Below are 22023 nucleotides of genomic sequence, written 5' to 3' on the forward strand. Positions count from 1 at the left end.
CGCGGTGAAGCATTACGGGCTTGCAACTATGCAAATAGTTGCAAACACCCATGGCATATCAGGTCGCGCTCTGCAGCAGCATGTTACGCACGTGACCGATCGCCTTTGTCGGGTTCAACCCTTTCGGGCAAACGCTCACGCAGTTCATGATGCCGCGGCAACGGAACACACTGAACGGATCATCCATGGCACTCAGACGGTTCTCGGTTTCAGTGTCGCGGCTGTCGGCCAAGAAGCGGTAGGCCTGAAGCAACGCAGCTGGACCAAGGAACTTGTCCGGGTTCCACCAGAAGGACGGGCAGCTGGTCGAGCAGCAAGCACACAGGATGCACTCGTACAGACCGTCAAGCTTCTCGCGATCTTCTGGGCTCTGGAGACGTTCGATAGCCGGAGCAGGCGTATCGTTCATCAAATAAGGGCGAACCTTCTCGTACTGCTTATAGAAGATGCCCATATCCACCGCCAAGTCACGAATAACTGGCAAACCAGGCAGCGGACGCACCACCAGCTTGTTGCCTTTGACGACGTCTGACAGCGGAGTGATGCAGGCCAGACCGTTCTTTCCGTTCAGGTTCATGCCATCGGAGCCACATACCCCTTCGCGGCAGGAACGACGGTATGAAAAGCCTTCGTCTTGTTCCTTGATGAGCGCCAGTACGTCCAGCACCATCAGGTCTTTACCGTCGGTATTGACCTGGAAGTCCTGCATGTAAGGCTTTTCGTCCTTATCCGGGTTATAGCGATAAACGCTCACTTGCAACATATCGGCGACCTCAGTAAGTCCGGACCTTGGGTTCGAAAGTCGGAACTGTCTTCGGAGAGAAGTTCACGGCACGTTTGGCTACACGCTTCTCACCTGGGAAGTACAGGGTGTGACACAGCCAGTTTTCATCGTCACGCTCTTCAAAATCTTCGCGAGCATGCGCACCGCGGGACTCTTTGCGGCTCTCGGCTGCAATAGCAGTAGCTTCGGCGACCTCAAGCAGGTTCTGCAGTTCCAACGCTTCGATACGCGCAGTATTGAAGGCCTGGCTCTTGTCAGAAATCTTGACGGTAGCGATGCGCTGACGCAAATCGGCAAGCTGAGCAATGCCCTTCTGCATGTATTCGCCAGTACGGAACACACCGAAGTAGTTTTGCATGCAACTCTGCAATTCTTTACGCAGCGAAGCGACATCTTCACCGGTAGTCCGCTCGTTCAGGCTGGCCAAACGATTCAGCGCTACGTCCAGATCGGTTTCGGTAGCACCGCGATGCTCGATACCCTCCTTCAGGGCTTTTTCCAGGTGCAGTCCGGCTGCACGGCCGAACACGACAAGGTCGAGCAACGAGTTACCGCCGAGACGGTTGGCGCCATGCACGGATACGCAAGCGACTTCACCTACCGCGAACAGACCATCGATGATCTTGTCGTTGCCGTTGGCATCCTGGGTCATTGCCTGACCATGAATGTTGGTGGCGATACCACCCATCATGTAATGGCAGGTTGGGACCACAGGAACCGGAGCAGTAACCGGATCGACGTGAGCAAATGTCTTAGACAGTTCGCAGATGCCCGGCAGGCGGCTATGCAGCACTTCCTCGCCAAGGTGATCGAGCTTCAGCATCACGTGATCGCCATCGGGACCACAGCCGTTGCCGGCCAAGATTTCCTTGACCATCGAGCGAGCAACCACGTCACGACCAGCCAGATCCTTCGCGTTCGGAGCATAGCGCTCCATGAAACGCTCACCGTGTTTGTTGATCAGGTAACCGCCCTCACCGCGGCAACCTTCTGTAACCAGCACGCCGGCACCCGCGATACCCGTCGGGTGGAACTGCCACATTTCGATGTCTTGAACCGGCACACCAGCACGCAGCGCCATGCCGATACCGTCGCCGGTATTGATCAGCGCATTGGTAGTCGATGCGTAGATGCGACCCGCACCGCCAGTAGCCAGAACTACAGCTTTAGATCGGATATAAACGGTTTCGCCATTCTCGATGCAGATCGCGATGATACCGACGATGGCACCGTCCTGGTTTTTCACCAGATCCACGCCGTACCATTCATTAAGGAAGGAAGTACCGGCTTTCAGGTTGGCCTGATAAAGCGTGTGCAGCAACGCATGACCGGTACGGTCAGCAGCAGCGCAGGTACGAGCAGCCTGGCCGCCCTTGCCATAATCCTTGGATTGGCCACCGAACGGACGCTGATAGATGCGACCCTGTTCGGTGCGAGAGAACGGCAGCCCCATGTGCTCCAGTTCGAAGACAGCCTCCGGGCCAACGGAACACATGTATTCGATAGCGTCTTGGTCACCGATATAGTCGGAGCCCTTGACGGTATCGTACATGTGCCAGCGCCAGTCATCGTTCGGGTCAGCCGAAGCGATAGCGCAGGTGATGCCACCTTGAGCGGAAACGGTATGCGAGCGAGTCGGGAAAACCTTGGTCACCACCGCAGTTTTGTGGCCTCCCTGGGCCAGCTGCAGCGCAGCGCGCATACCCGCGCCGCCGCCACCAATAATGATGGCGTCATAAGAAAGAGTACGAATGCTAGCCATGGATCAGATACCCCAAAGAATCTGCACACCCCAGACGAAGAATGTGAACATGGCGATGCCACACACTGCCTGGAAGAGGAAACGTACACCGGTAGCCCACTTACCGATTGCCATGTTGGTTAGATAGTCGGTGGAGATAGTCCACATACCAACCCATGCATGCACACTCAGGGCGACCAGCGCCAGCAGACTGAAGATACGCATCCAGCTGGCCGAGAAGAGCTCCTGCCACTGGGCATATTCCAGCCCTGGGTTCAGAACCAGATATCCGATCAGAAAGAGAAAATAAACCGCGAGAACCACTGCGGAAACACGCTGAGCCATCCAGTCATAAAGACCCGAACGCGAGAAGTTCGTGACGTTAGTTACCATATCCAGACTCCCGCCAGAACGATCAGCACCGCCGAAACGGCCAGAACGATTTTCGAGCCCAGCTTGCCGCCTTCCAGCGTCTCACCATGCCCCGTGTCCATGATCAGGTGACGCACACCCGCCACCAGGTGATACAGCAACGCAGACAGCAGCACCCAAATCACCAGCTTGGCCAGCGGACTGCCGATGTATGCCTTCACCTCTTCGAAGCCTTTGGCAGAAGAAAGCGAGGTATCCAGCGCAAGCAACAGAATGGCCACACCGACGAACAGAACCACGCCGGAGATACGGTGAAGGATCGACGTGTAGGCAGTGATTGGGAGTTTTATAGTCCTAAGATCTAGGTTTACAGGTCGTTGGCTTTTCACGGCTTTTTTCACACTTGAGAGCCCCGAAGACGCAGGGCAAAGTTGTTGGGAAGAGTACGCAGCGGTACCCGCCACCCACGAGTGACAACCCACAGGAAACTGCCTGTTAGGCCCCTGCCGGTCGGTTGCCGAGTATAAACAGTTAGGTCGCTAATGACAATGTGGTGAAGTGCCACTAAAGGCGCATGGCGACCCATTTATAAATGCCGTAAACAGATTATCTGTATTTGCGAATTCACCCGTAAAACCCCCTCTGCGACAGGGCCCCGCGCAAATTGACTTTGTGATTTATCTCACTATAGTGATGCGGGCCCTGCGTGGGGGGCCATGATGATTCCAAGCATAAAACAGGAGGCCATACATGGCTGACAACAAAGCGCAGTTGATCATCGAGGGCGCAGACGCCATCGAACTGCCCGTTTTAACCGGTACCGTAGGGCCCGACGTAATCGACGTACGAGGCTTGACCTCCACGGGTCGCTTCACCTTCGATCCCGGCTTCATGTCCACCGCCTCTTGCGAATCCAAGATCACTTATATCGACGGTGATCAGGGCGTTCTGCTGCATCGCGGTTACCCGATCGAGCAACTGGCCGATAAGACCGATTATCTCGAGACTTGCTACCTCCTGCTGAACGGCGAACTGCCCACCGCCGAGGAAAAGGCGAAGTTCATAAGCACCGTGAAAAACCACACAATGGTTCACGAGCAGCTCAAGTCTTTCCTTAATGGTTTCCGTCGCGACGCACACCCGATGGCCATCATGTGCGGTGTTGTTGGCGCACTGTCAGCCTTCTATCACGACTCGCTAGACATAAACGACCCGCACCATCGCGAAATCTCCGCGGTGCGCTTGGTCGCCAAGATGCCGACCCTGGCCGCCATGGTCTATAAATACTCCATGGGTCAGCCGATGATGTATCCGCGCAACGACCTGAACTACGCTGAAAACTTTCTGCACATGATGTTCAACACGCCATGTGAAGTGAAGCCGATTAGCCCTGTGCTTGCCAAAGCCATGGACCGCATTTTCATTCTGCACGCGGATCATGAGCAGAACGCATCCACGTCCACCGTTCGCCTGGCTGGTTCCACCGGCGCCAACCCCTTCGCCTGCATCGCGGCAGGCATTGCGGCTCTCTGGGGTCCGGCACACGGCGGTGCGAATGAAGCCGTTCTCACCATGCTCGATGAAATCGGCGATGTGTCGAACATCGAGAAGTTCCTGGCCAAGGCCAAGGACAAGAATGATCCGTTCAAACTGATGGGCTTCGGCCACCGCGTCTACAAGAACTTCGATCCGCGCGCCAAGGTTATGAAGCAGACCTGCGACGAAGTACTAAGTGAGCTGGGCATCAACGACCCGCAGCTCGAGCTTGCAATGAAGCTGGAGGAGATCGCACTGAACGACCCCTACTTCGCCGAGCGCAACCTGTACCCGAACGTCGATTTCTATTCCGGCATCATTCTCAAGGCAATCGGTATTCCGACCAGCATGTTCACCGTGATCTTCGCCCTTGCACGCACCGTTGGCTGGATCTCGCACTGGAAAGAAATGATCTCGATGGGCCAGAAAATCGGCCGCCCACGTCAACTCTACACCGGTCACCCGAAGCGCGACCTTCCTCGCTGAGCCGTTAGCTGGAAATACAGTCCTAGGCTGCTAACGGACCCCGCTTAATTGCGGGGTTTCGTTTTTCTGGGTACAACCTTGATCGCTTCCCGGTCCGCGCGGGAGCGCCTGCTCTGGACGCTTGCGTCTGGTCTGCAGGCTCTTGGACAACTCGGAGCGTCAATCTTCGGGAACGTGGGACGATCAACAGATTCGCCCAGCAACCGTTCAGCTAAGCAGGGGTACTGGAGGAGCGCGCCATGCGCGTGAATCGGCGGCACGGCTCGCTCCTACATTGGCCTTGCCCCTACCCGTCAGGCCGTAACCTGCTCCATCCAGCCCAGCAGCCGAATCGCGTCTTCCCGAACATCGCCACAGACACTACGATCAGCCTGAAAAGCAGCACATACATCAGGCCTTGAAGGATGACCAAACAGACCGCACAGATTCATCTCGGACAGATGTAGACAAGGTGTTCCGGCCGGCTTACCGAAAGGCATGCCGGGAATCGGCGAAGTGATCGAAGGGGCAATACAGCAGGCACCGCAACCTGGGCGACAATCCATCCCAATCATCCGGACGAAAACGGGTGGCGATAATAGTTGTTGTGAAAGCAAAAGGCACTAGCACTACGGGCCGCGCATCGGCTCTTGCTCTACGGAATCCAGGGCATGGCGTATCGGATACCGTGCGCCGTCAAAGATGACGCCGCATCGCCGCTTGGGCATACTGGCCGACCTTTTTCAGCATCTTTAGGTATCTGAATGTTCAAGGTTAACGAGTACTTCGACGGCACCGTCAAATCCATCGCTTTCGACATGGCGGCAGGCCCGGCCACTGTGGGCGTTATGGCTGCAGGCGATTACGAATTCGGCACCAACCAGCTGGAGGTGATGCATGTGATTGCCGGTAGCCTAGATGTAAAACTACCGGGAAGCGAGCGTTATGAAACCTTTAATGCGGGCACGCAATTTACCGTACCGGCGAACAGCAAGTTTCATCTGAAGGTCGCGACGGACACGGCTTATTTGTGCGAGTACCGCTAAGGGCAAATACGTATGCTTGTAAACAAGCGAAACCGTACCCGGATCTGATGCTAAGTATTTATCCTAGATGTACGGCAATAACATCCAGGCTCTGAAAATCACCTCAGCCTAGCAGCTTGTAGGCCCGATTGACTTGCTTTGATTGACTCAAGCGAGTCAGCTCTCCAACCAACCGCTCCCGCTCCGCACGGCAGCGCTCCCGAACCTCATCATACAAGCGCGACAGCTCTTCGAGCTGCTCGCGCAGGCCGGCATCAAGGCCATCTTCGTCGCGCAATGCGGCAACCAGGGCGAGACACTCCTTATCCAGCGCCGTTATAGCAGCCCACTCACCTGCTGCCAGGGCAACGCGAAGCGCCTCAGTCAGCGTGGCGAACTCCTGTTTGCGTGACAGCATGGGTGCCTCGGCGAAAAGCAAATAGATGGAGCATTGAATTCAGAACTAGAGCCCAATCGAAACCAGCGTTGATAGGCTGATTACGCCTGCGGCGCAATCTTGTCCCAGGCCAGCTTGATCTCGCCCAGCAGCTTGCTCACTTCGTTCAGCTTATCAATATCGTTATGTCGACTCGACTCGAACAGACGCATCGTCATATATTCATAGAGCCGATCAAGATTTTCCGCTAACTCACCACCGACGCTTTTATCAAGCGCGTCGCGCAAACCACCGATGATATTGATGGCCTTGCCAACAAGCACTCCCTTCTCCGCAAAAGCATCACGCTCCATTGCGCCTTTTGCCTGAGCGATACGGTCTAGACCGCCCTGCATGAGCATTTGGATCAAGCGGTGCGGATCGGCCTCATTTACTTGAACTTTTACACCAATTTGCTGGTACTGCCTCATTGCTGCCATAGCGTTCATTTGGATGAGCCCCTCGCCACATCAATTTGTATAATCAGTGTATCGGGCAAAGACTGACAAACTTTATGGTTGCGCTAACCTTTTTTAATGCGATGAGTGCTATTTTGAGTTGCTTGCCGCCCACGGGAGGTTTTCCAGAGAAGCAATCAAGCTACTCGATGTATTGCTCAACTGGCCAACCAGCAAATCCATTGCATTGAACTGCTTGTAAAGGCGTTCTTGCAAAGAGGTGATGCGCCGATTGAGATCCTCCTTCTGCTTGTCAATATTTGAGATGGTCTCAGTCATTGACTTGTTGCGTTGCTCTAGGATACCGCCAATTTCTGTGTATGGCTTGAGCTTCTCATCAAGCCGGGTCGCTAAACCCTTTTCTCCAGCAAACAGGTTGGACAATTCTTCGAAGCTGCTGCCAGTCACCTTGGCTAGCTTATCGCTATCTATCTTGAGTGAGCCGTCTCTTTGGGTGGTGATACCGATATCGCTAAGCGCTCGGATAGTACCCGAACCCTCTGTCTTGACCAGTTCATTACGGATATTATTGAGCAAAGTACGAGCGGTTGCGTCTCCAACCAGCGCGCCGGTTACCGGCGTTTTGCCATCGCCCACCGGAGTAACTTTTGTTTGGGCATTCACTACACCTATGAGCTTGTTATAGGCATCGACGAAGGCTTGGACCTGTTTCGTAACTCCCGCTTCATCTAGTTTCACGCCAACCGTCAACGGCTTCCCTTCTTCCGTTACGCCTTTCAAGTCCAACGTTACCCCCTCGATGGCGGTTTCGATCTTGTTGGTCTTGCTGATAACACTTAAGCCATCAATAGTGAGTTCGGCACTACTGGCTTTAGTTATGATGCCTGCCGAACCGTCGTCACCAGGCGCCGCTGTTCCACCAGCGAAAGCCAACTTGGACAGATCACCGCTCGCTCCGCTCACCGCGACGGTAATGTCTTCGTTCGCGCCAGAAGTAGAACTGTTAAGTACCAGCCGCGATCCGGAGCTGTCAGTCACTATGGTTGCGCTCAGACCCTCCTTAGCGCCGGCTTTGTTAATCGCATCCCGAACACCCGCTAAAGTATTGTTACCCTCACCCACCGTAATGGCAGGCAGCGCAACTTCGCCAATGCTGACAGTAAGAGTTCCGCTACCCAAGGTTACAGGTGTTTTTGGATCATCAACTATCGCCTGAAGCGCCACCTTGCTCCCAGCTGCAAGTTGACTAACTTCAACTTTATAGCTGCCGGTGCCTGCAGAGATGCCTGCCGTTACCCCAAGCAGATCAACATTGGAAGAGGACGCAGCTCTGGCCTGGAACAGCTCTGGTTTATTTAGCTTACCCAGCGCAGTCTGAAATTCACTGATAGCACTTTTCAGCGTGCCGATCGCCGTAATTCGAGTGGTGGTTTTGGACTCGAGCGTGCTGAGCTGCGACTCTTTTGGCGCGCGCTCCGCAGCCACCATACTGGCTACGATACTGTCGATATCGATTCCGGAACCGATGCCCGTTACGCCCGCCATAACCTACCTCGTCAAGAAAACAACGTTCTAGAACAACCCAATCAAGATCCGTGCCGTTACGCCTTCGTCTCGAATAACAGGCTGCGCATCTCATCAAGTCGTTCGGCTAATCGAAGAATTTCCTCTGATGGAATTTGCCGAACCATCTTGCCCGACTCACCATCGACAACCTGAACGACAAGCTCGCCTGTCGAGTCGTCGACGCTGAAACTCAAATCACGCTGCGCACTTTGCATTTGCGCAAGCAATTTTTCCACGGCCTCGCCGACAGCTGCCGACCGGTCAGCTTGGCCCTCGCCGGGAGCGACAGGCTCTTGCCGATCAGACGACAAAAACCCAGACTCCTTGGGAAGGCTGGGTATTGGGCTGAGCGGGGTCAAGGCCGCTGCGACTCCGGCTATTTTTGCGACGTCCATGATTCACCTCGAAATGAATCGATGGGGAAGTGACAAGCACTTCCCCATCTTACGCCATCTTAGAGCCGCTTATTACTGCAGCAGGCTCAGGACTGCCTGCGGCAGCTGCTTGGCCTGTGCCAGGATTGCGGTACCAGCCTGTTGCAGAATCTGGTTCTTGCTGAGGTTGGCGGTTTCAGCGGCGAAGTCCGTGTCCTGAATTCGACCGCGAGCGGCAGAGACGTTCTCAGAGATGTTCTGCAAGTTCCCGATGGTATTCTCGAATCGGTTCTGAACAGCACCGAGATCTGCTCGCTGCGCATCAATGTCTTGAATAGCTTGGTCAATGACCATCACAGCTTCTTGAGAACCCTGTACCGTACTTACATCAATTCCAGATACTTTAGTCTCAGTGGCCTCTGTTGCAGCTGTGTAAGCGGCACCCGCCGCCAGGCCTGCAGGCAGAGCACTAACGCTCAAAGACGTGAGTGCGTTCGCCGAGCCATCAGTATCTAGCCCGGAGATGATTTTAGTATCCCCGCCCTCAGTCACGAAAGCACCCAATCCGACGTTCGCATCGTTGATCGCAGTCGCAATTTGCTGAGTGGCGTCAGCTGCTGTAGTACCACTCGCGATGGTGGTAGTCACAGTGAAGTTTTCACCGTTGACGGTCCCGCTTACAGTAACTGTGCCTGAAGCGCTCGCAGTTCCGGTCGCCGCAGCCACGGAGCCTTCGAAAGACTTACCTTTCAAGGAATCGGTGCTCATCTCGTCAATCTTGACGCTGATGGTTTCGTTAGCGGCACTTCCTACTTGGAACGTAGTTGTATCGAAGCTGCCATCGAGCAGTTTCTTACCACCGAAGGTAGTGGTATTCGAAATACGATCAAGTTCTTTCTTCAGCTCACTTACTTCCGAGTTCAATGCTTTACGCTCGGAATCACTGTTGGAACCGTTGGCCGACTGCAGAGCCAGATCGCGCATACGCTGCAGCAGGTTTGTAGATTGCTGAAGCGCGCCTTCGGCTGTTTGCGCCATCGAGATGCCGTCGTTGGAGTTCTTTACCGCAACACCCAAGCCGTTCACCTGGCTGGTAAGGCGGTTCGCAATTTGCAGACCAGCAGCGTCATCCTTCGCGCTGTTAATACGACTGCCTGTCGACAAACGCTGCATAGAAGTGGCAAGCGAGTTAGACGAATTGTTCAGGTTGCGCTGAGTATTCAGGGAAGCAACGTTGGTGTTTACGGTCAAAGCCATGATATTTGTCCTCCATCGGACCTAGCTTGTTTTGCCTGGGTTGCGACCCTAGCCTGCAATGCTCAGGCAACCAGTGAGTTCGCATTCATCTTTTGTATCGGCGCTTCATCTGGAAGCTTTAGAACTTTCTGCCTGTTCTTCGAAAATCGCCGGCTCGTACCTGCACAAAAGCCCTTTTTGACCCGGTATATCCAATCGGGTCCTGACCTGTATCGACTAGAGTGCGAACAGCTTTAGCCAGCTATGAAAAAAGCCCTCCGTAGAGGGCTTTCAACATCGGACATGAGCGATTCAGTATCCCGTCCAGGCATCACGCCACTGATCCAGGACCTGTCCCGCCAGAAGCCAATCGCGGCGTACCACGACACGCAACTCATCGCCTAGACGGGCAGTAGCTTCCCGCTCAGCCATGTGGCCTCGTATTGCATCCACCCAATCGGCAAAACGATTTTTCACCCGCGTAACGGGCAGCGCTCCCTGATAAGGCGCGAGGTTGCTGCAAACGACCGGGAAGCCGCAGGCGCCATACTCCAGCAATTTGAGGTTGCTCTTGCATATGTTGAATGGGTTGTCTTCTAACGGAGCGATTGCAAGATCTAGATCCAGACTGGCGAGTTTCTCGGCGTAACGCTCGATGCCGACACCCTGATGCCACTCCTTGACATAAGGTTTCAAAACCTCTGGACACATCCCAAGGAAAATCCAGTCCACTTCTTTAGCAAGCTCACGGACCACGTCGACGATCAGTTCTAGATCACCTGTGTGACTGGCCCCGCCTGCCCAGCCGACACGCAACCGTTCGCCATTACGGCGGTTCGCCTTGAGGCCGCCCCACGGTCCCGTTGGTAGCCGATTTGGTACAACCCGGATATCCGGATGATAGCCATGAAACGCTTCGGCAAGCGGATCGGTAGTAACCACAATACGATCGACGAAACTCATTCCTCGTCGTAAGGAGCGCACAATGTCTTTGGGCATGTGCTTACGATGGACACTTTTGACCGGCACGTTGGGCAGATAGTCGTCCAGCTCGTAAATTTTGAATGCGCGAGAAAAAGCCTTCAGCCGCCGCATCGCCTCGAGTCGTTCGTCGCCAATTTGTCGTTGCAGGATAACCGCGTCCGGCTCGTAACGCTCCAGGTCCGCAGGATGCATGAGCCCTACCGACACTGCCCCCTCCGCTTTGCCAGCTTCTTCCAATGCCTCGAAAGGGTAAATGATGCGATAGTGGCCGCAGCCGAAAAGGTCGGCAGGATGCGCCAGGATGCGAGGAACTGGTTTCCATGACCCCATTGGACGCCACGACAGGCGGACATCTGAAAGCTTGAAGCCTCCGAGCCGCTGCAGACTTAAACCCGGGTTATATGCCGGATCGCGGGCCAGTACGCTCAACCAGCGAGCATAAATCAGGTCGTCCTGCTCCGGGGTGCTGGCAGGCCACCGAGCATCGTCTTGCAAGAGACGCACATGTGGCGTCCACACGGTGAGGTAACCCGCCTCACGCGCCTTCAGGCAGAGATCGACGTCGCCCCAGGCCTGGCCCAGTTCACCCTCGTCAAGTCCATCCAGTTGGACAAACAACGCCCGTGAAATCATCAGGCACTCAAGCGAGACCGCACTATAGTTCTGATCTACCAGCATTCGGTGCATGTATCCGATCGAATCGATACTGCGCCCATAAAATGCGCGACCAGCCGGGCCGCACAAGCCAAGAAGAAGCCCGGCGTGACGCAGCTTACCCTCAGCCGATACCAGAGTACCGCCAACGACCCCGACCTCGGGACGAAGTGCATGATTCAGTAGGCCTGCCAGCCAATCGGCATCAAGCACTGCAACGTTATCGGCGAGTAAAAGCAGGAAGTCTCCTTTCGCCGCGCCGGCAGCCTGGTTGATAGCAGCCTCGCGACTGCCTTGGCTGTTGAGTACGCGTAGCTGCGACTCGCCCATCGATGCGAGGGCACAAAGCCATTGGCTAACCTCAGGCGAGCATTGTCCGTGATCGAGCAGCAGTAGTTCGAAGGCTACGCCTTGAGTCGATTCCAGAATGCTTTCCACGCAGCGCTGCAGTAGCGCCAAATCATTGCCTGCCCTAACGACGATCGATACGGAGGCCTGCTGCGAATGACCATATTGAATTCGGTAGTGATTCGGCCTTAGCTCAGAAACTGTGGCCTCGGTATATCCGCGGGTGGCCAGGTGGCGTTCTATCGTCCTACGCTCGTCAGGATGGCCTGCCAGAACCGGTGGCTGACCTGCAATCAGCAACTCTGGAACGTGGCCGAGCCCAGCAAGCCCGCCCTCTTCGATCAGACCTAGCAACGCGTGGAATTCAGGCGCTCCGGCGTACATCGGATCGAAGCCGCCCAACGACACCAATGCCTGACGATTGAAAAGGCAATGGCGCACGATGCTGCATGGAAAGCTCAACAGCAGATCCAGGTTTAGATCAGGTCTGAGTACCAACCCTTTCGTCCCATCCATCTCGTGCTGCACGGCATCCATGTAAAGGGCACGGAAGCCCGGGGCTGCAGCGAGCTCCAGACCAGCGACAAGCAATCCCGAGGGCGTGAGCATGTCGCCTGCATCCAGAAGCAGCAACCAGTCGGCAGTGTCGGCCTGAATGAATTCATTCAAGGCGGCGTGCGACTCGCTTTCGGATGAGTGCAGCAGTGCTATGTCGCCTGGGAGCGCAAAAGGTATGACGTGTTCAGTGAGCACGACGCCATGAATAGCCGCATAACTGCCGCGCGCTTGGGCCAGGCTGTCGAGCGTTCTGCGCAGCGAATCGGCCACGACGCCATCCCAGCGCACCACCACACGGAAGCTGGGCGGGGTGATTGCTTCAAGGCGTTGTTCGATCAGGTGACGCTGAGCGACAGTCGGCACGCGAGCCGCGATCCAGCCATCGATCTGCTGGCGGGATTCACTATCGGCTTGCGCATTGCTGAGCGCTGCCACTAGATCGATAGGCTCGAAATGAAGCGGCTCGGAAAGCGTCGCAACACCCACGTGCCGGCTTGTTTTCTCGTCGCTAGCCCAACCCAGCTCGCGCACCATGCGCCGGAAGTTGGCATGACCTTCGTTACCCACACCTGGCCGTTCGCGGCCAATCTGGCTGAACTGCATCCGCGAGACGCGAAAACGCGTCAATGGTGCAGATAGGAATGCCAAGTGGCCACGCTGCAACAATTTGACGTAGAGCGCGAGGTCAGCGACCCAGGTGATCTTGACACCATTGAGCGCTGACAAGCCCTCACCGAACGACAGCACATCGCTACGCCGACACATCACGGTGCTGGGTTCACCAATGAAGTTGAAGGTGTGCTCAGCGAGAAACGAGGTCAACGTCTTGCCATCGAGCACAACATCGCCACCGAAGGGAAACACAGTCGCCGACGTATCGGGCAACGAATGCCCCTGCTCGTCGATCAGTTGGCGCCTCGAGCCCGCTAGGGCGATTTGCGGGCAGGCTTGCATTACACCGACCAGGCGCTCGATGGCGCATGGTTCGAGGGCATCATCGTCATGCAAAAACTTGATGTATTCGCCCTCCGCCACCGCAATGGCTCGAGCAGTACTGCGAGTCTCGTATAGGCGGCTTTCGTTGCGGTGATAGCGAACGGAGAAATCTGCCCGGTCGGCGAATGCCTGCACCGTCAACTCGACATCCGGCGTGGTGGAGTCGTCGCAAACCACCAGTTCGATGGGCCGATAGGACTGGGCGAGAAGGCTATCGAGCGCCTCGGGCAAGAACTGCGCCTTGTAGGCGGGCATCACCACGCTGACCAGCGGGGCGGGCGATTTCAGATTGTCCATGGCTACCTCTCGTACCGGGTGAGCGCGGCGATACGGTCTATCACGCGTCGGGAATTGCAGTCATCGCCATGGGCGAAGAAAAACGTTTGGGTCTTGCGGTAGTGCTCGGTCAGGTGTTGCTGAGGGCTACTCAGTAACTCGTCTAGCGCATTCAACCAAGCCTCGAAGCGAGTCGAGACAGGCCCTGGAAAAGCCAAATCCATGTCGTATAACAAGCCATTCTGTCGGCTGCGGTAATGCTCCAGGTCGTAGGCGAAGCTCATGACCGGCTTGTCCAAATACAACGCATCGATATAGACCGAAGAGTAATCAGTGACCACCACATCAGCCTCGCGCAGAATCGGCGCGATTTCCGCAATCTGCTCATGGCCCAGGTCGATCAGTGTGTGGCCGTCGACGAAGCGCTCCATATTGAAAAGCGCCTCGACATTGCGGAAATAGTGCATACGAAAGCCCAGCACTGCGTCATGGCGTTCGAGCACCTCTCGTAGCGCGGTAATTTCCTGTTCACTGAACTGGTAATAGCTGGCCGATTCGATGGCGGTTTCACGGTAGGTCGGGGCATAGACCACCAGCCGCCGTCCGCCCTTTAGGCTACGGATGAGCTCTAAATCGCGTCGCAGGAAGGCGGGCAAATGCGCCTCGGCACGCTTGAGAAAATCACTGCGCGGCAGACCCGTCACCCAAACGTTCTCGTACGGAATCGGATGAAAGATCGCCGTCATCGCGTAGCTATCTACGTCTGACGACGCAACCAGGCCTCTATAAAACGCACGCTCGCGACGCCGATAAGGAACCCGGTCGCCCTGATTGCGTTGCTCAGGGTTCGCCAGCGCGAACAGTCGCTTGAGCGGAATGCCATGCCAAAGATTCACAACCAGACGGCGCGTCAGGCTTGGACGTGGAAAACTGCGTGAGCCGTCGGACCAGCGCAACGCGAGATCCATGGTGATGGAATTGGTCAATAGCAAGACGCCGCAGCGAGTCAGCGCCAGCAGCCCACCGAGGCTCTGTAGGTTAACCACCTCGGTATTGCAGGCTCCCTCAAGTTCGATCGTCACTCCCGGTCCGCGGGTGAAAATGCGCTTGCAGATACGCGGGTCCGCCTTAACCTCTTCAAAGACTGCACGCGAGTTCTCGACGAACTGGGTGCGTTTGAGTGGGTGGGCAAAGAATGCCCAATGGTCATCCTGCTTGGGCAGAAGTCGATCCATCATCCAGAAAAAGGGTAAGGCCAGGTACTTACCAAACCAGACGGATGCGATCTGCGCCTGCGACCATCGATCAAGCATGCCAAATTCCTGCGTTTGCTTAGCCCCCGCTGCGTCGGACGGACAATCGGTGTGACTCATCGCGCGATGACGCCTGCCATTGGCTGTTCATCAAGGCCCGCCAGGAGATCTACAGGCGGAACGATGCCGGCGTGGATCAAGAGCAATTCACATATGCCTTCGACGTCCGCATCTGACAGATCTGGGTAGATCGGCAGGCAGAGCACCTGACGCGATATCGACTGCGCCACCGGCAGGTTCGATGGCACCGACGAAGGCAGGCCACGGTACATTGGGAAATCGCTGATCAGCGGGTAGAAATAGCGTCGAGCGAGGATGCCGCTTTCCCGCAGTCGTGCATTTAGCTCGTCACGGCTAATCGGAAAATTCTCGTCAATCAGCACAGGGAAATAGGCATTGTTGCGAAATGCTTGTTTTCCAGGGGCAACGCAGGTCAGTCCCGGCACGCCCGCCAGCCGGCTTCTGTAGAGCGCATCAATTTCAGCACGACGTTTGAGCGCGGCATCGATGTAGTTCAGTTGCAATAGCCCGAACGCGGCATTGATTTCACTCATTTTGCCGTTGATGCCAGGCGCAACTACGGTCGTTTCGTTGACGAAACCAAAGTTTTTCAAATGATTGATGCGCTGCTTGGTCTTTTGGTCCGGGCAAATGATCGCCCCACCCTCGAACGTGTTGAATACCTTGGTCGCATGGAAGCTCAACACACTCAGATCGCCGTGGCGCAGGATGCTGCCGCCTTCGTCGCGCACGGCAAATGCGTGAGCGGCGTCATAGATGACGCGCAGGTTGTAGTTGTCGGCGATCTGGCTGATCGCCTCTACGTCGCACGGGTTGGCATAGCAATGCACCGGCAGGATTGCGGTGGTCTGCGGAGTAATAGCCGCCTCGATCTTGCTCGGGTCCAGGTTCAGCGTCACCGGGTCGATGTCGACGAACACCGGCTTAATGCCGTTCCACAGCAGCGAATGCGCAGTAGCGACGAATGAGTACGGAGTAGTGATGACCTCGCCAGTAATGCGCAGAGCCTGCAGCGCTGTTACCAGCGCCAGCGTACCGTTGGCGAAAAGCGCAATATGTTCGACGCCAAGATACTCGCAGAGAGCCTGCTCGAGGGCCTGATGCATCGAGCCACCGTTGGTTAAAATTCGGCTCTGCCAGATCTTTTCCAGATACGGCATGAATTCCTCAAGCGGCGGGAGCAGCGGACTGGTGACCGGAACATTCTTTCGCATGTCGTTACCTGCATGAGCTGATCGAGGCGGCGGGTAGTCGCGGTGAGAACCCAGACGGTTCATTGGCGCCAAGTCGTCGCATGCAGGACTAGTTGCAAAAGCCGTTCCCGATTATGCTGCGGCCGGCGATCATGGATGAGTGGTCACCGTTAGCGCACCGGTTTCAGGGGTCAGCTCAAGTTGCAGAGCGGAAGAGATTGCGACCGGCAGCTGGGCGATGACTGCCGGATCGATCAGCGAGCGTCCCAAGCGGTATCGCGCAATTTGCCCCCGATAGCGATAGCGCAATGCGAGGCCGAACGGTCCGTCATGCTGTCGCCCAATCCATTCGTCAATAACCCGGCATGGAAGCGCGAATCTTTGATCTCGCGACCCGCTTTCATACAGGGTGAACGGCAATTCCTCACCCGAGCCAAACGACCACAGCGTCAAGCACACGTCGGCTCGCTGCTGTACGTCAGCCGGCAAGTCCAGGGTCATGCGCAACTGACCACCCTCCACGCTGACCCGAGCCAATGCAAAAAATCCCAGCGTTGGAATCTCGATCTGCAATGCGCTCGAATCGAATCCGGCCGGCGGCGATGCAAGAGCCGCAGGTGCCCAATGTGTCGCACCGTCCCGCTGCTCGACACGGCAGTCATTAGGTGTCTGCAGCAAATGCTTGAGGGCGGAAACATGCCCCTGATGGATCAATGTCAGATAAGTCGAACGCCGAACGCCAACGGGTGCCAAGTCCAGCGGACCGAAGTCCGCTATCAACTCGGACATTCCCTCAATGAAAGCCTCACAGAACACCTCGGAAACAAGGGCCTCAGGTGCAACCTGCAACGCCCGCTGCAAGTTGCTGAGCGCAATGGCGCGTCGGTACTGTTGGGCGAGAGGCTCATCGGCATATTGCGTCCATTCCAGTCGAGCGGAACGGACACGATCCCTGAAGTTGCCAACCTGCGCCTTGCGTTGGGTAATCGAATCACCGGCTGGACGCTGACGCCAAAGATAGACAACGTGCCCCTCCACCACCGTACACCGGCTAAGCCAATAGGCTCGATGCACGAATGGCCGGTCGGCATACAGCAGCCCTGGCTCCATACCAAGCCCATGCTCGCGTAAAAAGCCGGTACGAAACACCTTGTTCCAGTAAAAGCCGTCATGCATCAAATCATCGAGCGCTGCGGGCGTGTGGATGACTCGCGGTCGCGACCAGGCAAACGGTTCGTAGGCAAAGCCTTCTGTGGTCAACACATCGCCGACCAGGCGCATGGCACGCCCAACCACGATGTCCGCCCCGGTCGTTTCCGCCCGTTCGATAAGCCGCGCATAACCCTGCGGCGTTACCACATCATCCGAATCGACCAGCGCCAGGTAGCGACCACGTGCGAGGGAAATACCCAGATTGGCTGCCACGGCGCCGCCTTCGTTGGCTTTGCTGATGCATCGAAAATTAGACCGGGTGCGCTCGTATTCCCGGCAGATCGCCAGACTGTCGTCCGTGCTCGCGTCGTCGATCGCAATGATTTCGACGTCCTGACACGCCTGATTCAAGAGCGAGTCAAAGCACGCTCTCAGGTATTCAGCCGTGTTGTATACCAGCACCACTACGCTCAGCAGCGGTGCGGATGTCTCGCCCGAAGGCCCCGTCACAGGCGCCAATCCATCAGCTGCTCTACGGCATCGACATCGAATACCGGCACGCCGGTCTCGCGGCTGACATCCATACGCTCACGGAAAGAGTCATCGATGAATATCGCCGATTCGGGACGGTCGATCACCGTGCTCTTCGGCGAGCCGTCAGCGATGTGAACGATGCGCGAGAAGATTGCGGGCGACAGCTTGTTCGCTTCGAGCGTCGCGCGCGGGCAGCGGTTGTGACGGGTGACCAGCACGACCGATACCTGACGTCCCAGCCACTGATACAGCAGCGCTACCAGCATGACGTTGACTTGCCCGTCGATGATCAGCGTATCGTCGAGATCAAGGTAGACGGTGTCGTACTTAAGCCCGACCCGGTAGCAATTCTTCAAAGCTCGGTCGAGCTGAATCGGGTACTGCTGCGTTTGTACGCTGAACGGCAAATTGCGATAAGCCAACACCGTCAGCAGCGGATAGTTGATGCCAAGATTTCGTGACAGCCCCATGGAGCCAGCAATGCGCGGTGCCACCTCCAACAATTTGTAACGGCCTTCCCCATTGCGCTTTAGCTGAAAGAACCAAGCGCCTTTGAGCCGCAAACGCTTGGCGATGCGTTCGGCGATCGAGCTCATCTCTTCATCCAGCGGCACCGGTTTCGTGCTGACGCTGATGCCCGCCTTTACGCGTGCACGTACTCGCGGCGACGCATGTAGCAAGCCCCCCGAGCCGTCAGAAATGCAATCAACGGTATATTCTTTGCCCGGCAGGTACTCAGAAAATACGTATTCGGTGCCCGCGCCAAGGAGCTGTACGTGCCTCGCCTGAGAATCGATCCGTTCGGCACCCTGCGAGCCTTGCCCTACGGCCGGCTTTGCGAAGATCGGATAATGCGCGGCGAGACCCTCGACGGTAGCCGGTACGAAGTCCTCCTCGGCAAAAGCGCGATAGGTCACGTTCTTGTTGCGACAAAGCTTCGCCGTCTCGGCATCCGGTACTGCCACCGTGGCAGCAATGCGCTCGGCCGCCAGCGCAAGCGCAAGCACCACGCTGTCATGAGCGGGCAACACCACGTCGATCTGCCAGCTATCGATCAGGGCATTGAGCGTCTCGATGAAATCGGGAGAGCGCACATGGGCATCGATCTGGGTGTAACGGGCGTAGACATAGGCACCGTGATCGTCAACCGACGAGGCTCCAAACAGCCGCACGGCCTTGCTGTATTTCAACGCTGAATGGATCTCCAGCCCTATTTCCGAGCCGCAGGGAAATACGAGCACATTTAGCGCAGTCATTTAATAGCTCCAAAAACGCGTTCAACTACCCGCTCGGCAGCACGCCCATCATTAAGGGCACAGAAACGCTCACGAAAGTGCGCATAACGATTGGCGTAGCGCTGCGAGACAGCGGGCAAGTCTGCGAGCAGATCCAGCAACTGCTCACTGTCCTGCACAACGGGCCCAGGAAGATCACTCTGCATGTCAAGGTAGAACCCGCGTAGCGCCTTCTCGTACAGCGCCAGGTCATAGCAGTAGAAGAGAATCGGCCGTCCGGTGACGGCAAAATCGAAAAACACTGATGAGTAATCTGTAACCAGACAATCTGCCACACGGCACAACTCGGTGATGTCGCCCAGGTGCGAAACGTCCCGGACGTTTGACGGCAAACTCGAGCGGTCAATCCGTTCAGCCACCAAGTGATGTGCCTTTATCAGTAGAAAATGGTCGATCGGCAGGCGGCGCGCGACAGCGCCCAAGTCAAGATGCAAATCCAGCCCGTACTGCCAGTCACCCACCGGTTTGTGGTCTCGCCAAGTCGGCGCATAAAGAATGACTCGAGCCTGCGGCGGCAGGCCGAGTGTCTTTAGTCGGTCGGCTCGATCCGAGCAGGGCTGCACCAGCGGATCGGTCAATGGATAGCCGGCCTCCAGCACCTCACCGTCGTAACGAAAGGCACGGCGGAAGATGGTGGTCGAATAGCCGTTTTCGCTCAGCAGCAGACTCCAGTCACGCGATTCTTTGTAGAAATTGTCCCTCGCATCGACTTGAGGATTGTCGATATCGAAGGCAATGCGTTTTAGCGGAGTACCGTGCCAGGTCTGCAAATAGCAGGTCTCCGGCTTCTTTCCGTGGACGGAGAAGATCACGTTGTTGACGCGATAGCGCGCCTGGGCAAGCAGGCGGTAATAGTCGGGCGAGCGACGCGTAACCACCTGCGGGTTGCCGGGAATCGCGTCGTTACCATCGTAGGACCAAACGCAGCGCAGATCCGGGCGAAGGCGCAACAACGCTTCGTAGAGATAGCGAGGATTGCCCGCGTATGCCTTGCCTAAAAAGCTTTCGAAGAACACCAACTTGTCATCGAGTGGTGCTTCTGCCAGGTGATGAGCGTAGCGCTCGCGGGCGTTTTCGGCTTCGACGACGCCTGCATGGCGCTTGCTTGGAGCGATGTAAAGGGCTAGCGACTGGGCGCTTTCGGTCAGGTAGCAGGATAGGTCATGCGACGCGGTGGACCAGACGAGGAAATGCCGATCTTGGTTACGTACCAAGCGGTCGCCGCGCAGCAGCGTTTCGCTCGACGCCCCTCCCCGGCACAGCTCACATACTCGAACATCCCACCGAGCTTCACGTTCGAGCAGCAACGGTACCAGAGCCAGTCGTGCGACCAATTGGTCGCCATCGCGCGAACAGGCTACCCGATGCTCGCGCTTGTCGCTGCGCCGGGTGAACAGCAGCTCGCAACGTGTGCTCTCGCCGCCGGGCGGCTGAAAAGCCAGGCTCAAATCGCCCGATGATTCGGGTACTACCGACAGGGCGAACGGCATCGTCATCAATCCAGCCCCCGCTGCAGCGATTTCAGCAGACCGAGCATATTGGTGATTTCTTGCTCGCTCGACAGAAGACTGCGTAGCGAATCACGTAGCTCAGTCGAGGAAACGCCACTGGTGCGCTCCAGATATTTAACTTCACAGTACGCACCGAGGTGGTCGAATTTACCGGCCCAGTCGTCGCCCATCACGAACAGGTCGACGCCGTGGCGGCGAATATCGTCGGGCTTCTGCGCCCAGTCGTCTTCGGGAATAACCAGATCGACACAATCCAGCGATTCGATGATCTCCCTGCGTTCTACGAACGGGATCAGCGCTTTTTTGCCCTTGCGTTCGTTGAACTCATCGGTTGAGACGCCGACGATGATCCGATCACCCAGCGCACTCATGCGCTTGAGCAGACGCAAGTGGCCGACATGGAACATGTCGAAGGTACCGTAGGTGATTACGGTGGTAGGCATGGCTGTCCTCGCGGGCTGCTGCGGCCACGCGGTGCCAGCTGAAGCTGAACGGAAACGGCGGGCCGGCGCGGGCAACAACATGTCAAAAAGCTGGCTGCTCGCGCTCTCGACACAGGCGTAGCAAGGACGGTGCCAGGGATCACTTAGTCCGACGTGCTGTCGCCGAACGGGTTATCGAGCCGCAAAGTCCTGCTTTCTACTCTCAAGACGAAGCGGTACTCAATGTAGTCAGGATTCTTGGACCACCAGGAGCCGGCATTGGCCTCCTCCACGGCGAACCCTGCACGGTGGAAAAGCATCAGCCAGTTTTCCTGGGGCAGGCAGTTAAAGTGCGAGTAGAACCATACCCAGCCCTTGGTGTGCTGGGGCACTACTACTACAAGCAGCCCGTCGTCCTTCAGGCAGCGGTTGTATTGCCACAGTTGAAACAGCGGGTTGAGCGAGTGCTCGAGGGTATGGCGAGTGGTGATGAAGTCGAGACTGCGGGCAGCGAAATGCTCGGCGAAGGCGGACATATCAGCCGCAACGAATTTTTCGATGGCCGGATCGGACGGGGGAAAGTAGTCGAAATATGTGATGTCGCATCCCTTTGCAGCTGCTTGCTTGACCAGGTAGGCGGTACCGCCTACGTCAACCCCGGCGCCACCTTGCAACCAGTGCAGCATCCAATTGCACGAGTTCTCCTTGGATTTGCTCCAGCCGTAGCCAAAATCTTTGAATTGTCCCTGCAGTTCGCCTATGAATTCTGAATAAAGGCTCATTACCACCCCCGGATTCGATCTCGTATACGT

20 protein-coding genes are annotated in these 22023 nt (G+C 56.4%); 2 read left to right on the plus strand and 18 right to left on the minus strand.

The features are described 5' to 3' along the window. Nucleotides 1-58 precede the first annotated feature (58 nt). The 4 genes from NAV33_RS02335 to sdhC are packed head-to-tail and all read right to left on the minus strand — an operon-like array spanning nucleotide 59 to nucleotide 3298. Nucleotides 59-763, minus strand: a complete 705-nt coding sequence (locus tag NAV33_RS02335) for a succinate dehydrogenase iron-sulfur subunit (RefSeq protein ID WP_255976504.1) — start codon at nucleotides 761-763, stop codon at nucleotides 59-61. A 10-nt stretch (nucleotides 764-773) separates the two neighbouring features. Next, nucleotides 774-2546 (minus strand): succinate dehydrogenase flavoprotein subunit, encoded by a 1773-nt coding sequence (sdhA, locus tag NAV33_RS02340; protein WP_255976506.1) that lies wholly within the window; start codon nucleotides 2544-2546, stop codon nucleotides 774-776. A gap of 3 nt (nucleotides 2547-2549) precedes the next feature. Next, entirely contained in the window at nucleotides 2550-2918 is a 369-nt protein-coding gene (sdhD, locus tag NAV33_RS02345) for a succinate dehydrogenase, hydrophobic membrane anchor protein (protein WP_255976507.1), read from the minus strand. Continuing rightward, entirely contained in the window at nucleotides 2912-3298 is a 387-nt protein-coding gene (gene sdhC, locus NAV33_RS02350) for a succinate dehydrogenase, cytochrome b556 subunit (RefSeq protein WP_255976509.1), read from the minus strand. Before sdhC ends, sdhD begins: the two co-directional genes overlap by 7 nt. 349 nt (nucleotides 3299-3647) lie before the next feature. Here sdhC and gltA point away from each other — a divergent pair, with 349 nt between their 5' ends. Further along, complete coding sequence (gene gltA / locus NAV33_RS02355) at nucleotides 3648-4919, plus strand: citrate synthase (protein WP_255976511.1); 1272 nt, start codon at nucleotides 3648-3650, stop codon at nucleotides 4917-4919. A gap of 293 nt (nucleotides 4920-5212) precedes the next feature. On the opposite strand, the gene NAV33_RS02360 is transcribed toward gltA, so the two are convergent. Continuing rightward, the gene (locus NAV33_RS02360) at nucleotides 5213-5464 is read right to left on the minus strand and encodes a YkgJ family cysteine cluster protein (protein ID WP_255976513.1); all 252 of its coding nucleotides are present in this window, start codon (nucleotides 5462-5464) and stop codon (nucleotides 5213-5215) included. 198 nt (nucleotides 5465-5662) lie between these two features. Between NAV33_RS02360 and NAV33_RS02365 the strand changes: the two genes are divergently transcribed. Then, on the plus strand, nucleotides 5663-5944 hold the full coding sequence (locus NAV33_RS02365; RefSeq protein ID WP_255976516.1) for a pyrimidine/purine nucleoside phosphorylase: 282 nt from the start codon (nucleotides 5663-5665) through the stop codon (nucleotides 5942-5944). 103 nt (nucleotides 5945-6047) lie between these two features. Here NAV33_RS02365 and fliT read toward each other — a convergent pair whose 3' ends face one another. From fliT to NAV33_RS02430, 13 genes are all read right to left on the minus strand, one after another. Continuing rightward, nucleotides 6048-6341, minus strand: coding sequence for a flagellar protein FliT (gene fliT / locus NAV33_RS02370; RefSeq protein WP_255976518.1), 294 nt, complete (start codon nucleotides 6339-6341; stop codon nucleotides 6048-6050). An 80-nt stretch (nucleotides 6342-6421) separates the two neighbouring features. Further along, complete coding sequence (fliS, locus tag NAV33_RS02375) at nucleotides 6422-6808, minus strand: flagellar export chaperone FliS (RefSeq protein WP_255976520.1); 387 nt, start codon at nucleotides 6806-6808, stop codon at nucleotides 6422-6424. Between the two features lie 99 nt (nucleotides 6809-6907). After that, complete coding sequence (gene fliD / locus NAV33_RS02380) at nucleotides 6908-8323, minus strand: flagellar filament capping protein FliD (RefSeq protein WP_255976522.1); 1416 nt, start codon at nucleotides 8321-8323, stop codon at nucleotides 6908-6910. A 56-nt stretch (nucleotides 8324-8379) separates the two neighbouring features. Beyond that, the gene (locus NAV33_RS02385) at nucleotides 8380-8739 is read right to left on the minus strand and encodes a flagellar protein FlaG (protein WP_255976524.1); all 360 of its coding nucleotides are present in this window, start codon (nucleotides 8737-8739) and stop codon (nucleotides 8380-8382) included. Nucleotides 8740-8811: 72 nt separating this feature from the next. After that, nucleotides 8812-9975 (minus strand): flagellin, encoded by a 1164-nt coding sequence (locus tag NAV33_RS02390; protein ID WP_255976526.1) that lies wholly within the window; start codon nucleotides 9973-9975, stop codon nucleotides 8812-8814. Between the two features lie 291 nt (nucleotides 9976-10266). After that, nucleotides 10267-13791, minus strand: coding sequence for a glycosyltransferase (locus NAV33_RS02395; protein WP_255976528.1), 3525 nt, complete (start codon nucleotides 13789-13791; stop codon nucleotides 10267-10269). Between the two features lie 2 nt (nucleotides 13792-13793). Further along, nucleotides 13794-15083 carry a CDP-glycerol glycerophosphotransferase family protein gene (locus NAV33_RS02400; RefSeq protein ID WP_255976530.1) on the minus strand — a complete coding sequence of 430 codons (1290 nt, stop codon included), beginning with the start codon at nucleotides 15081-15083 and terminating at the stop codon, nucleotides 13794-13796. 56 nt (nucleotides 15084-15139) lie between these two features. Next, a complete protein-coding gene (locus NAV33_RS02405; RefSeq protein WP_255976532.1) occupies nucleotides 15140-16318 on the minus strand; it encodes a DegT/DnrJ/EryC1/StrS family aminotransferase in 1179 nt (392 codons plus the stop codon). Nucleotides 16319-16447: 129 nt separating this feature from the next. Then, nucleotides 16448-17959: a glycosyltransferase gene (locus NAV33_RS02410; RefSeq protein WP_255976534.1), complete on the minus strand. Its 1512-nt coding sequence runs from the start codon at nucleotides 17957-17959 to the stop codon at nucleotides 16448-16450. Then, nucleotides 17956-19239, minus strand: coding sequence for an ATP-grasp domain-containing protein (locus NAV33_RS02415; protein WP_255976536.1), 1284 nt, complete (start codon nucleotides 19237-19239; stop codon nucleotides 17956-17958). Before NAV33_RS02415 ends, NAV33_RS02410 begins: the two co-directional genes overlap by 4 nt. Further along, on the minus strand, nucleotides 19236-20768 hold the full coding sequence (locus tag NAV33_RS02420; protein WP_255976538.1) for a CDP-glycerol glycerophosphotransferase family protein: 1533 nt from the start codon (nucleotides 20766-20768) through the stop codon (nucleotides 19236-19238). Before NAV33_RS02420 ends, NAV33_RS02415 begins: the two co-directional genes overlap by 4 nt. Nucleotides 20769-20773: 5 nt before the next feature. Beyond that, on the minus strand, nucleotides 20774-21232 hold the full coding sequence (locus NAV33_RS02425; RefSeq protein WP_255976540.1) for an adenylyltransferase/cytidyltransferase family protein: 459 nt from the start codon (nucleotides 21230-21232) through the stop codon (nucleotides 20774-20776). 143 nt (nucleotides 21233-21375) lie between these two features. Beyond that, nucleotides 21376-21993, minus strand: coding sequence for a class I SAM-dependent methyltransferase (locus tag NAV33_RS02430; protein ID WP_255976542.1), 618 nt, complete (start codon nucleotides 21991-21993; stop codon nucleotides 21376-21378). Nucleotides 21994-22023 lie beyond the last annotated feature (30 nt).

Source organism: Stutzerimonas stutzeri (assembly GCF_024448715.1).
Classification (GTDB): Bacteria; Pseudomonadota; Gammaproteobacteria; order Pseudomonadales; family Pseudomonadaceae; genus Stutzerimonas; species Stutzerimonas stutzeri_AR.